Below are 12,197 nucleotides of genomic sequence, written 5' to 3'. Positions count from 1 at the left end.
ACTGTGGTGAGCGTGCCATGACAAGCGTGCTCACGGGCGGCGCAGGTCCCACCCCCATGTCGTGATCGGCCCCACGGCCACGACGGACCTACGGAGGAGCACCCTTGAGCACAGCACCCCCACCCCGCATCCGTCTCTTCAGAAGGCTCGCCGCGACCGTGGCCGCCTTCGCCCTGCCGGTCGCCGGACTCGTGGCCCTGGCCGGCCCCGCCCAGGCCGCCGCCTCCGCGACGGCCACGTACACGAAGGTCTCCGACTGGGGCACCGGCTTCGAGGGCAAGTGGACGGTGAAGAACACCGGCACCACCACCCTCACCAGCTGGACCGTGGAGTGGGACTACCCCTCCGGCACCACGGTCACCTCCGCCTGGGACGCCACCGTCACCAGCTCCGGCACCCACTGGACCGGCAAGAACGTCGGCTGGAACGGCACCCTCGCCCCCGGCGCCACGATCAGCTTCGGCTTCAACGGCGCCGGCTCCGGCGCCCCCAGCGGCTGCAAGGTCAACGGCGGCTCCTGCGACGGCGGCTCGACCCCCACCGACACTCCGCCGTCGGCCCCCGGTACGCCCACCGCGAGCGGGGTCGGCGACACCTCGCTGACCATCGGCTGGGCCGCGGCCACCGACGACAAGGGCGTCAAGAACTACGACGTCTACCGCGGCGGCGCCAAGGTCGCGACCGTCACGGGCACGAGCTACACCGACTCCGGCCTGACCAAGGGCACGACGTACACCTACGGCGTCGTCGCCCGCGACACCGCCGACCAGACGGGCCCGGCCTCCGGCTCCGTCTCCGTCACCACGGCCGGCGGCGGCACCACGCCCCCGGACCCGGGCGGCAAGGTCAAGCTCGGCTACTTCACCGAGTGGGGCGTCTACGGGCGCAACTACCACGTGAAGAACCTGGTCACCTCCGGCTCCGCCGCGAAGATCACCCACATCAACTACGCGTTCGGCAACGTCCAGGGCGGCAAGTGCACCATCGGTGACGCCTACGCCGACTACGACAAGGCCTACACCGCCGACCAGAGCGTCGACGGCGTCGCCGACAACTGGGACCAGCCGCTGCGCGGCAACTTCAACCAGCTGCGCAAGCTCAAGGCGAAGTACCCGAACATCAAGGTGCTGTGGTCCTTCGGCGGATGGACCTGGTCCGGCGGCTTCGGCCAGGCCGCGGCGAACCCGGCCGCCTTCGCCGACTCCTGCTACAGCCTGGTCGAGGACCCGCGCTGGGCCGACGTCTTCGACGGCATCGACATCGACTGGGAGTACCCGAACGCCTGCGGCCTGTCCTGCGACACCAGCGGCGCCGCCTCCCTGAAGAACGTGCTGTCCGCGCTGCGCACCAAGTTCGGCGGCAGCAACCTGGTGACCGCCGCGATCTCCGCCGACGGCTCCAACGGCGGCAAGCTGGACCTCGCCGACTACGCGGGCGCCTCCCAGTACGTCGACTTCTACAACGTCATGACGTACGACTTCTTCGGGGCCTGGGACGCCAAGGGCCCGACCGCCCCGCACTCCCCCCTCACCTCGTACGCCGGCATCCCGATCGCCGGCTTCAACTCCGAGGCCGCCATCACCAAGCTCAAGGGCAAGGGCATCGCCGGCTCCAAGCTGAACCTCGGCATCGGCTTCTACGGCCGCGGCTGGACCGGCGTCACGCAGGACGCCCCCGGCGGCGCGGCCACCGGGCCCGCCGCGGGCACGTACGAGCAGGGCATCGAGGACTACAAGGTGCTCAAGGGCAGCTGCCCGGCCACCGGGACCGTCGCCGGCACGGCCTACGCCAAGTGCGGCAGCAACTGGTGGAGCTACGACACCCCCGCCACCATCGCCGGGAAGATGAGCTGGACCAAGCAGCAGGGCCTCAAGGGCGCCTTCTTCTGGGAGTTCAGCGGCGACACCTCGAACGGCGAACTGGCGAACGCGATCCACACCGGTCTGCAGTAGCCCCCACGCACGGACCGGTGAACGACGAAGCCGGGGAGACGGGGTCCGCCCCCCGTCTCCCCGGCTTCTCCACGCATACGGCCCGCGTCAGGCCACGTTCCCCCTCCCCCAGACTTCGTCCGGGGGGGATCCCCACCCAACGGGCAAGGGATTCAGGCGACATTCACCCGTTGTCCCGGAGGCGCCGCCTCCAGCCAGGCGAGGAAACCGGTCAGCGCGTCCTCGCTCATCGCCAGTTCCAGGCGGGTCCCGCGGTGGACACAGCCGAGCACGACGGCGTCGGACAGCAGTGCCAGCTCCTCCTCGCCCTCGGGGGCGCGGCGGGCGACCACCTCGATGGAGGAGCGCTCCAGCAGCCGGCGCGGCCGCGGGGAGTACGAGAAGACGCGGAACCACTCGATGCGGTCACCGCTGTAGCGGGCGACCCCGTACACCCAGCCCTTGCCGGAGATGTCGGGTTCCTCGGACACGCCCCAGCGCAGGCTGCAGTCGAAGGTGCCGCCGGAACGCTGGATGAGTCTGCGGCGCAGTCCGAAGACAAACAGCCCGATCACCACCAGGGCTACGACCAGGCCGCTCACAAGCAGAGCGAGGAGCATCTTCACCGACCTCCTCGCTCATCGAATCCCGCACCAACGAAAAACGGACGTACATCGCCTCAGCCGCGACCCGGTCTGGAAAATTCCAGCACGGACCGCGGCTGAGGTCGCACACTCTCCGGAACGGGGCTCAGTGCCCCGTTACCGCGCGCAGCCGGACATCGGCGCGACGCTCGGCGGCCGCATCGGCCTCCGACTTCGCGCGCTCCAGTGCCCGCTCCGCCCGCTGGACGTCAATCTCGTCAGCGAGCTCGGCGATCTCGGCCAGCAGGGACAGCTTGTTGTCCGCGAACGAGATGAAACCGCCGTGCACCGCGGCGACGACGGTGTTGCCGTCGCTGGTGCGGATGGTCACCGGGCCCGATTCCAGCACACCGAGAAGCGGCTGGTGACCGGGCATGACGCCGATGTCGCCGGACGTGGTGCGGGCGACAACAAGGGTGGCCTCGCCGGACCAGACATTGCGGTCCGCCGCGACCAGCTCGACGTGCAGCTCAGCAGCCAAGGTGGCTCCTCGGGTCACCACCCGGCGGGTCAGCCGGGTGTTGGGTCAAATTCTAATGGGCGTGGGGAGAGGGACGGGACACACCCGCCCCTCTCCGTCAGTCAGCTGTGCTCGCGAGGAGCGCGGCTTCAGGAGACGCCCAGCTCCTTGGCGTTGGCCTTCAGGTCCTCGATGCCACCGCAGAGGAAGAACGCCTGCTCGGGGAAGTGGTCGTAGTCACCGTCGCAGATCGCGTTGAACGCGGTGATCGACTCGTCGAGCGGAACGTCCGAACCGTCCACGCCGGTGAACTGCTTGGCGACGTGGGTGTTCTGCGACAGGAAGCGCTCGACACGACGGGCACGGTGGACAACGAGCTTGTCCTCCTCGCCCAGCTCGTCGATACCGAGGATCGCGATGATGTCCTGGAGGTCCTTGTACTTCTGGAGGATCCCCTTGACGCGCATCGCCGTGGCGTAGTGGTCCGCCGCGATGTACCGCGGGTCGAGGATGCGGGACGTCGAGTCCAGCGGGTCCACGGCCGGGTAGATGCCCTTCTCGGAGATCGGACGGGAGAGAACCGTCGTCGCGTCGAGGTGGGCGAACGTGGTGGCCGGCGCCGGGTCGGTCAGGTCGTCCGCGGGGACGTAGATCGCCTGCATCGAGGTGATCGAGTGACCGCGGGTCGAGGTGATGCGCTCCTGCAGCAGACCCATCTCGTCAGCCAGGTTCGGCTGGTAACCCACGGCGGACGGCATGCGGCCCAGAAGGGTCGACACCTCCGAACCGGCCTGGGTGTAACGGAAGATGTTGTCGATGAAGAAGAGCACGTCCTGCTTCTGCACATCGCGGAAGTACTCCGCCATGGTCAGACCGGCAAGGGCGACGCGCAGACGGGTGCCCGGGGGCTCGTCCATCTGGCCGAAGACGAGCGCCGTCTTGTCGATGACGCCGGAGTCGGCCATTTCCTCGATGAGGTCGTTGCCCTCACGGGTACGCTCACCGACGCCCGCGAAGACCGACACACCGTCGTGGTTGTTGGCGACGCGGTAGATCATTTCCTGGATCAGAACGGTCTTGCCGACACCGGCACCACCGAACAGACCGATCTTTCCACCCTTGACGTACGGGGTGAGAAGGTCGATGACCTTGACGCCGGTCTCGAACATCTCGGTCTTCGACTCGAGCTCGTCGAAGCGGGGCGCCTTGCGGTGGATCGGCCAGCGCTCGGTGACGTTGGCGTTCTCCTCCGGGTAGTTCAGCACCTCACCAAGGGTGTTGAAGACCTTGCCCTTGGTGAAGTCACCGACGGGGACGGTGATGCCCTCGCCCGTGTCGGTCACCGGGGCCTGGCGGACCAGACCGTCGGTCGGCTGCATCGAGATGGTACGGACGAGGCCGTCACCCAGGTGCTGCGCGACCTCGAGGGTCAGGGTCTTCAGCGCGCCGTCCTCGGCCGGGTCGGCGACCTGGACCTTCAGCGCGTTGTAGATGTCGGGCATCGCGTCGACGGGGAACTCCACGTCGACGACCGGGCCGATGACCCGGGCGACGCGGCCCGAGGCGGCGGCCGTCTCAACAGAGGTCGTCATTACTTGTCACTCCCCGCGGTCGCGTCGGCCATGGCGCTGGCGCCACCGACGATCTCGCTGATTTCCTGGGTGATTTCGGCCTGGCGGGCCGCGTTGGCAAGCCGGGAGAGGCTCTTGATGAGGTCTCCGGCGTTATCGGTCGCCGCCTTCATCGCGCGGCGGCGGGCGGCGTGCTCGGAAGCGGCCGACTGCAGCAGTGCGTTGTAGATGCGGCTTTCGACGTAGCGCGGCAGAAGGGCGTCGAGGACGTCCTCCGCCGACGGCTCGAAGTCGAACAGCGGAAGGATCTCGCCCTTCGTACCGCTCTCCTCCGCAGCCTCGTCGAGGCTGAGCGGCAGCATCCGGCCGTCGACCGGGTTCTGCGTCATCATCGACACGAATTCCGTGTAGACGATGTGCAGCTCGTCGACGCCACCCTCGGCCGTCTCCGTCTGGATGGCTTCGATCAGCGGCCCGGCGACGCGCTTGGCGTCGGCGTAGGCCGGGCTGTCGGTGAAGCCGGTCCACGAATCCGCGACCTTGCGCTCGCGGAAGCCGTAGTAGGCCAGACCCTTACGGCCGACGATGTAGGTGTCGACCTCCTTGCCCTCGCCGCGCAGCCGCTCGGTGAGCCGCTCCGCCTGCTTGATGGCGTTGGAGGAGTAGCCGCCGGCCAGACCGCGGTCGCTCGTGATGAGCACGATCGCGGCACGGCTCGGCTGCTCGACCTCGGTCGTCAGGGCGTGCTTGGTGTTCGAACCGGTCGCCACCGCGGTCACCGCACGGGTGAGCTCGGTCGCGTACGGCATCGACGCCGCCACCTTGCGCTGCGCCTTGACGATGCGCGAGGCGGCGATCATCTCCATCGCCTTGGTGATCTTCTTGGTCGCCGTGATGGCACGGATGCGACGCTTGTAGACCCGGAGCTGCGCTCCCATGAGTCAGGTCCCTTCCGTCGTCACTTGGAGACGTTGACGGCCGGTGCGTCCTCGCCCAGGAGCTTGCCGTCCGAGGTCTCGAACTGGCGCTTGAAGCCGGCGATGGCGTCCGCGATGGAGGACAGGGTGTCGTCCGACATCTTGCCGCCCTCGGCGATGGAGGTCAGGAGGTCCTTGCGCTCACGGCGCAGGTGCTCCAGCAGCTCCGACTCGAAGCGACGGATGTCGTTGACCGGGACGTCGTCCATCTTGCCGGTGGTGCCGGCCCAGACGGAGACGACCTGCTCCTCGACGGGCATCGGCTGGTACTGGCCCTGCTTCAGCAGCTCGACCAGGCGCTTGCCGCGCTCCAGCGAAGCCTTCGACGCGGCGTCCAGGTCGGAACCAAAGGCGGCGAACGCCTCCAGCTCACGGTACTGGGCGAGGTCCAGACGCAGACGGCCGGAAACCTGCTTCATGGCCTTGTGCTGCGCGGAGCCACCGACGCGGGAGACCGAGATACCGACGTTCAGCGCCGGGCGCTGGCCCGCGTTGAACAGGTCGGACTCCAGGAAGCACTGGCCGTCGGTGATGGAGATGACGTTGGTCGGGATGAACGCCGACACGTCGTTCGCCTTGGTCTCGACGATCGGCAGACCGGTCATCGACCCGGCGCCCATGTCGTCGGACAGCTTCGCGCAGCGCTCCAGCAGGCGGGAGTGCAGGTAGAAGACGTCACCCGGGTAGGCCTCGCGGCCCGGCGGGCGGCGCAGCAGCAGCGACACGGCGCGGTAGGCGTCGGCCTGCTTCGACAGGTCGTCGAAGATGATCAGGACGTGCTTGCCGGCGTACATCCAGTGCTGACCGATGGCGGAACCGGTGTACGGCGCCAGGTACTTGAAGCCGGCCGGGTCGGACGCCGGGGCGGCGACGATCGTCGTGTACTCGAGCGCGCCGGCGTCTTCCAGGGCGCCGCGAACGGACGCGATGGTCGAGCCCTTCTGGCCGATGGCGACGTAGATGCAGCGGACCTGCTTGTTCACGTCGCCCGAGCGCCAGTTGTCGCGCTGGTTGATGATCGTGTCGACGGCCAGCGCGGTCTTGCCGGTCTGACGGTCACCGATGATCAGCTGACGCTGGCCACGGCCGACGGGCACCATGGCGTCGATGGCCTTGTAGCCGGTCTGCATCGGCTCGTGGACCGACTTGCGGACCATGACGCCGGGGGCCTGCAGCTCGAGGGCGCGGCGGCCTTCGGTCGCGATCTCGCCGAGACCGTCGATCGGGTTGCCGAGCGGGTCGACGACGCGGCCGAGGTAGCCCTCGCCGACGCCGACGGAGAGCACCTCACCGGTGCGCTGCACCGGCTGGCCCTCCTCGATACCGCTGAACTCGCCGAGGACGACCGCACCGATCTCGCGCTCCTCGAGGTTGAGGGCGAGACCGAGGGTGCCGTCCTCGAACTTCAGCAGCTCGTTCGCCATGGCGGAGGGCAGGCCCTCCACCTTCGCGATGCCGTCGCCGGCAACGCTGACCGTTCCGACCTCCTCGCGCGAGGCCGCGTCCGGCTGGTACGACTGGACAAAGTTCTCCAGTGCGTCCCGGATCTCCTCCGGCCGGATCGTGAGCTCCGCCATCTGGGTTCCCTGCTCTCCTTGTTGGGCCTGAAGCTTCTTAGGGGTCTGGGGGTGACCCCCAGGAATCTTCTGCAAGTTCTGCACGGCCCAACCGGGCCGCTGGAAATGCGTTGTTCTATTGGTGGCTGGTCAGCCGGCCATGCGGCGGGACGCCTCGGCGAGGCGGTCCGCGATGGTGCCGTCGATGACCTCGTCGCCGACCCGCACCGTGATCCCGCCGAGGACCGTGGGGTCCACGTCGAGGTTCAGGTGCATCTGGCGGCCGTACAGCTTGGCCAGCACCGCGCCGAGACGCTGCTTCTGCACGTCGCTGAGCGCAACCGCGCTGGTCACGGTGGCGACCATGCGGTCGCGGCGCTCGGCGGCGAGCTTGGAGAGGGACTCGAGTCCCGCTTCCAGGCTACGTCCGCGCGGGTGCGTGACGAGACGCGTGACGAGACGCTCGGTGACGGCGTTCGCCTTGCCGCCGAGCAGGCTGCCCAGCAGCGTGCCCTTGGCGGCGACGGTGGCCGCCCGGTCGGTCAGCGCGGAGCGCAGCTCGGTGCTCGAGGCGACGATCCGGCCGAAGCGGAACAGCTCGTCCTCGACGTCGTCGAGCGCGCCTGCCTGCTGGGCCGCCGTGAGGTCGGCGGTGGCCGCCAGCTCCTCGAGCGAGTCCACCAGGTCGCGGGACTGCGACCAGCGGGACCGGGCCATGCCCGACACCAGGTCGAGGGTCTCCCCGCCGACCTGGGTACCCAGCAGTCGACGCACCAGCTCGGCCTTGGCCTCGCCGGACTGCGCCGGGTCCGTGATGACCCGACGCAGCGAGACCTCACGGTCGAGCAGCGCGGTGACGGCAGCCAGCTCACCGGCGAGCTTCGTCGCGTCGACGGACGTGTTGTCCGTCAGCGCGTCGAGACGCTCGCGCGCGGAGGCCAGCGCCTCGCGGCTCGCTCCGTTCATCGGGCCGCCTCGGCCTTCTCCTCGAGCTCGCTGAGGAAGCGGTCGATGGTGCGGCTCTGCCGGGCGTGGTCCTCGAGGGACTCGCCGACGAGCTTTCCGGCCAGGTCGGTGGCGAGCTTGCCCACGTCCTGACGCAGTGCCTGCGAGGCAGCCTTGCGGTCGGCCGCGATCTGGGCGTGGCCGGCAGCGATGATCTCCTCACGCTGCCGCTGGCCCTCTGCGCGCAGTTCTTCCTTGAGCGCAGTGCCCTGCTCCAGCGCTTCCTGGCGCAGGCGCGCGGCCTCGTGCCGGGCTTCGGCGAGCTGGGCCTTGTACTGCTCCAGCACGCTCTGGGCCTCGGTCTGAGCGGCTTCCGCCTTTTCGATACCGCCCTCGATGGTCTCGCGACGCTCTTCCAGAACCTTGTTGATGTTCGGGAGGAGCTTCTTCGCGAGGAAACCGAAGACGATGACGAAGGCGATCAGACCGATGACCAGCTCGGGGATCGGCGGGATGAGGGGGTTTTCCGCCTCTTCCGCCGCGAGCTGAACCAGAGGGTTCACATCAGTGCCTTCCGTCTAAAGGGTCTGTTCGCTACCGGATCAGCTGGTCGGGTAGACGAACGGCATGACCAGACCGATGAGGGCGAGCGCCTCACAGAAGGCGAAACCGAGGATCTGGTTGGCGCGGATCAGGCCGGCGGCCTCGGGCTGGCGGGCCAGGGCCTGCGTACCGTTACCGAAGATGATGCCGACGCCGACGCCGGGGCCGATGGCGGCGAGGCCGTAGCCGATCGAGCCGAGGTTGCCCTTGATTTCGACGCCAGCGGCGAGGGTCTGCGCGAGAGCGGACATGCCGGTTCTTCCTTCTCTTTCATGGACCGGTGGGGGTTGGCCACCGGACGTCTGATGGTTTGGGGGTGGGCGGTCAGTGGTGCTCGGCGACGGCGCCCTGGATGAAGCTGCAGGCCAGCAGCACGAAGACGTAGGCCTGGACAGCCTGGATGAAGAGCTCGAACGCGGTCATGACGATGACCATCACGAACGACACACCGGCGTAGGCGATGCCGATGCCGTTCAGCAGGTACCAGCTGGCGATCGTGAAGAGCAGCAGCAGGGTGTGACCGGCGAACATGTTCGCGAACAGACGGACCGCATGCGTGAACGGGCGGACGATCACGTTCGAGAAGAACTCGATGAGCATGACCAGCGGCAGGATCCCGCCGAGCGACTTGTCGTAGCCCGTGAGGTTCTTGAGACCGCCGACGAACCCGTGGCGCTTGAACGTGACCGACATCCACATGAAGTAGATGACGAGGGCCAGGGCGGCCGGGTACGCGATGACCGAGGTCACCGGGAACTGGGCGAGCGGGATGATCGACCAGAGGTTCATCATCCAGACGAAGAAGAAGGTCGCCACCATGAAGGGGACGTACTTCTCGCCTTCCTTCTTGCCCAGGGTCTCGTAGACGATGCCGCGGCGCACGAAGTCGTAGCCGGCCTCGCCGACCATCTGGAGCTTTCCGGGAACCAGCTTCGGCTTGCGGAATGCCGCCCAGAAGAATCCGACGATGATGACGGACCCGAGCAGGGCGAGCAGCATCGTCTTGTTGAAGTAGACGTTGCTGTTCGCGTCGCCGAAGATCGGCTCGAACAGGAACGAGTGCAGGCCAGGAGCCGGGAAACCACAGCCGTCGAAGATGTGGCAATCGGTCTCGAAGGCGAGCACCTGCGTCGGGTCAGCACTCACCGCGGGCTCCTTCAGCGTGGCGCATAGGTACGGCAACCTCGTTGTGTCGGCGCGGCGCGCAGCCGCGGTTCGGCACGGGACTGGTCTTACGGATGTGGGGGCGGCTTGCAGGCATAGAGCCTCGCGATTGAGCAGGCGTCAGCTCAGATGCCCGCGCCCGCGATGCCGCAGTTGGCACCGGACGATAGCAGGATCTCGAACGAGCACTTATTCCGCCCCTACCGTTCACGACGAGGACCCCGTGTTTTCGGGCTTCTCACCCTTGTCACCCTTGGCGGCTTCGGGCTCGACGTAAAGGATCTTGGCCTTCATGTGCGCGCGCGTCTGCGCAGCGATCCAGACAAGCGTCGCTGCGACGAGTGTGATCGCGAATGCCTTGGGGTTGAACAACGTCGTGTCCCGGAAGACGGCGACGAAGACGAAGAGCAGCAGAATCTGGGTCGTGTACAGGACGAGACCCATCATCTGAAACAGATGCGGCAGCGATCGCGCCGTGCGTTGCAGGACGACGAAGCCGATCCCCATGAAAAGAATCACGACCAGAGTCGCAATGACAGCCCCGATCGCCCCCTTGCCGCCCGCGACGACACCGCTGACGATTGCGGCGATGGCGCCGGCGACGGCAGTGGGTACAGCGGTGTGCAGAAGGGATCGGGCGTCATCGGACAGCATGGCGCATGGCTCCGCGTGGTGGTGGGGGTATACGGGACTCGTACGGGACGAGCGTAAGCCCGGGCCGAGATCGCGCCTCGGGCCAATGGACCGTCGCACTACGGTCCTTCGGCTCTGTCGCCGGGTTTAGTGAACGGTATCACAAACTATTTGATGAGAGCTTTACCTGCGGAGTGTGCTGACTGTCACACATGAGAGCTAACCCGCCCGTGTGTGCGCGACAAGCCGTGGTTGTGTGTGGTAAAGGCCGTCCATGTCGGATATGTGCTGCGGCCGTCAGCGCGTCGACTCCGCCTTACGCCGGTCGGGGAAGCGCGAACGGGGGCCTACCGCGGTCGCTCCGTTGACGCCGGAGACGCCGACCCTCACCGGCCTGGCGGGCTCCGGCTCGCGGCCCGAGGCATCCTGCGCGGCCGCCTCGGCCGCGCGCTCCGCGTGCCGGTAGCGCGGCGGGACCAGTCCCTCCGCCCAGCGCGGTGCGCGCGGGGTGAAGCGCGGCAGGAGGAGCAGTACGAGGCCCGCCGCGCTCAGCGCGACGATGGCGAGCACGATCCACATCGAGGCCGAGTGCACCGAGTACGCCACCGCGCCGAAGGCGATCAGCCCCGACCAGAAGTACATGATCAGCACCGCGCGGCTGTGCGAATGCCCGAGTTCCAGCAGCCGGTGGTGCAGGTGCCCGCGGTCGGCCGCGAACGGCGACTGGCCCTTCCACGTACGGCGCACGATGGCCAGGACCAGGTCCGCCATCGGGATCGCGATGATCGTCAGCGGGAGCAGAAGCGGAATGAAGACCGGCAGCATCGCGTGCGTCGCGTTGCGCTCACCACCGGCGAACAGGGCCATGGTGTCCGGGTCCACCTGCCCGGTGATCGAGATCGCCGCGGCGGCCAGCACCAGCCCGATGAGCATCGATCCGGAATCGCCCATGAAGATCCGGGCCGGATGCATGTTGTGCGGCAGGAAGCCGAGGCACATGCCCATCAGGATCGCGGCGAACAGGGTCGCGGGCGCGGCCGCCTCGATCCCGTACCCGAACCAGATCCGGTACGCGTAGAGGAAGAACGCGGCGGCGGCGATGCAGACCATGCCGGCGGCCAGGCCGTCGAGGCCGTCCACGAAGTTCACCGCGTTGATGGTGATCACGACGAGGGCCACGGTGAGCAGGTTGCCCTGCCACTGGGTCAGCGACACGTTCCCGATACCCGGGACGGGGATCCACAGGATGGTCAGGCCCTGCATGACCATCACACCGGCGGCGATCATCTGTGCGCCGAGCTTGATCAGGGCGTCGATCTCGAACTTGTCGTCGAGGACGCCGATCAGCCAGATCAGGGCGGCTCCGGAGAGCAGCGCCCGCGGCTCGTTCGACAGCTCGAAGACGCCGTTGAGGTTGCGCAGGTGGTCCGCGACCAGCAGCCCCGCGCACAGTCCGCCGAACATGGCGATGCCGCCGAGCCGCGGAGTGGGCTCGCGGTGGACGTCGCGGGCGCGGATCTCCGGCATCGCACCGGCCGCGATCGCGAACTTCCGCACGGGCCCGGTGAGCAGGTAGGTCACCGCGACCGTGACGCAAAGCGTCAGCAGATATTCACGCACGGGCTGCCCCAGATGTATCGCCGGCCATCTCAGCCCCACACATTAGCTGCGATGTACCCCTCACCGAGGACGCGAGGGGGCGGTATCCCGGTT

General features: G+C 67.9%; 12 protein-coding genes. 1 reads left to right on the top strand and 11 read right to left on the bottom strand.

Going from position 1 to position 12,197, the window contains the following annotated elements; all coding sequences use genetic code 11:
- Nucleotides 1-104 precede the first annotated feature (104 nt).
- Nucleotides 105-1,952, top strand: coding sequence for a glycosyl hydrolase family 18 protein (locus ACFYXK_RS06015; protein WP_389410011.1), 1,848 nt, complete (start codon nt 105-107; stop codon nt 1,950-1,952).
- Between the two features lie 152 nt (nt 1,953-2,104).
- Here ACFYXK_RS06015 and ACFYXK_RS06010 read toward each other — a convergent pair whose 3' ends face one another.
- The 11 genes from ACFYXK_RS06010 to ACFYXK_RS05960 form a co-directional block, all read right to left on the bottom strand.
- Complete coding sequence (locus tag ACFYXK_RS06010) at nt 2,105-2,551, bottom strand: DUF2550 domain-containing protein (RefSeq protein ID WP_030295266.1); 447 nt, start codon at nt 2,549-2,551, stop codon at nt 2,105-2,107.
- Between the two features lie 130 nt (nt 2,552-2,681).
- Nucleotides 2,682-3,056, bottom strand: coding sequence for a F0F1 ATP synthase subunit epsilon (locus ACFYXK_RS06005; RefSeq protein WP_266625400.1), 375 nt, complete (start codon nt 3,054-3,056; stop codon nt 2,682-2,684).
- A gap of 128 nt (nt 3,057-3,184) precedes the next feature.
- Nucleotides 3,185-4,627 carry a F0F1 ATP synthase subunit beta gene (atpD, locus tag ACFYXK_RS06000; RefSeq protein ID WP_030857157.1) on the bottom strand — a complete coding sequence of 481 codons (1,443 nt, stop codon included), beginning with the start codon at nt 4,625-4,627 and terminating at the stop codon, nt 3,185-3,187.
- Nucleotides 4,627-5,544, bottom strand: coding sequence for a F0F1 ATP synthase subunit gamma (locus ACFYXK_RS05995; protein WP_030857155.1), 918 nt, complete (start codon nt 5,542-5,544; stop codon nt 4,627-4,629). The genes atpD and ACFYXK_RS05995 overlap by 1 nt, the downstream gene beginning before the upstream one ends.
- Nucleotides 5,545-5,564: 20 nt before the next feature.
- Entirely contained in the window at nt 5,565-7,160 is a 1,596-nt protein-coding gene (atpA, locus tag ACFYXK_RS05990) for a F0F1 ATP synthase subunit alpha (protein WP_389410010.1), read from the bottom strand.
- Between the two features lie 129 nt (nt 7,161-7,289).
- Nucleotides 7,290-8,105, bottom strand: a complete 816-nt coding sequence (locus ACFYXK_RS05985) for a F0F1 ATP synthase subunit delta (RefSeq protein WP_389410009.1) — start codon at nt 8,103-8,105, stop codon at nt 7,290-7,292.
- Complete coding sequence (locus ACFYXK_RS05980; protein ID WP_362634718.1) at nt 8,102-8,647, bottom strand: F0F1 ATP synthase subunit B; 546 nt, start codon at nt 8,645-8,647, stop codon at nt 8,102-8,104. The genes ACFYXK_RS05985 and ACFYXK_RS05980 overlap by 4 nt, the downstream gene beginning before the upstream one ends.
- A 39-nt stretch (nt 8,648-8,686) precedes the next feature.
- Nucleotides 8,687-8,938 (bottom strand): ATP synthase subunit C, encoded by a 252-nt coding sequence (locus tag ACFYXK_RS05975; protein ID WP_018535366.1) that lies wholly within the window; start codon nt 8,936-8,938, stop codon nt 8,687-8,689.
- A gap of 73 nt (nt 8,939-9,011) precedes the next feature.
- Nucleotides 9,012-9,833 carry a F0F1 ATP synthase subunit A gene (gene atpB / locus ACFYXK_RS05970; protein WP_389410008.1) on the bottom strand — a complete coding sequence of 274 codons (822 nt, stop codon included), beginning with the start codon at nt 9,831-9,833 and terminating at the stop codon, nt 9,012-9,014.
- 225 nt (nt 9,834-10,058) lie between these two features.
- A complete protein-coding gene (locus ACFYXK_RS05965; protein ID WP_383504306.1) occupies nt 10,059-10,505 on the bottom strand; it encodes a hypothetical protein in 447 nt (148 codons plus the stop codon).
- Nucleotides 10,506-10,781: 276 nt separating this feature from the next.
- A complete protein-coding gene (locus tag ACFYXK_RS05960) occupies nt 10,782-12,104 on the bottom strand; it encodes an MraY family glycosyltransferase (protein ID WP_389410007.1) in 1,323 nt (440 codons plus the stop codon).
- Nucleotides 12,105-12,197 lie beyond the last annotated feature (93 nt).

The organism is Streptomyces sp. NPDC002209 (assembly GCF_042890265.1).
In the GTDB taxonomy this organism is placed as follows: Bacteria; Actinomycetota; Actinomycetes; order Streptomycetales; family Streptomycetaceae; genus Streptomyces.
Note: the sequence above shows the minus strand (reverse complement) of the source record. Positions and strands in the feature narration are given on the sequence as shown.

Coding starts and splice junctions, on each gene's coding strand:
- ACFYXK_RS06010 (WP_030295266.1), bottom strand. CDS start 2,551: ATGCTCCTCGCTCTGCTTGTGAGCGGCCTGGTCGTAGCCCTGGTGGTG.
- atpD (WP_030857157.1), bottom strand. CDS start 4,627: ATGACGACCTCTGTTGAGACGGCCGCCGCCTCGGGCCGCGTCGCCCGG.
- ACFYXK_RS05995 (WP_030857155.1), bottom strand. CDS start 5,544: ATGGGAGCGCAGCTCCGGGTCTACAAGCGTCGCATCCGTGCCATCACG.
- atpA (WP_389410010.1), bottom strand. CDS start 7,160: ATGGCGGAGCTCACGATCCGGCCGGAGGAGATCCGGGACGCACTGGAG.
- ACFYXK_RS05985 (WP_389410009.1), bottom strand. CDS start 8,105: ATGAACGGAGCGAGCCGCGAGGCGCTGGCCTCCGCGCGCGAGCGTCTC.
- ACFYXK_RS05975 (WP_018535366.1), bottom strand. CDS start 8,938: ATGTCCGCTCTCGCGCAGACCCTCGCCGCTGGCGTCGAAATCAAGGGC.
- ACFYXK_RS05965 (WP_383504306.1), bottom strand. CDS start 10,505: ATGCTGTCCGATGACGCCCGATCCCTTCTGCACACCGCTGTACCCACT.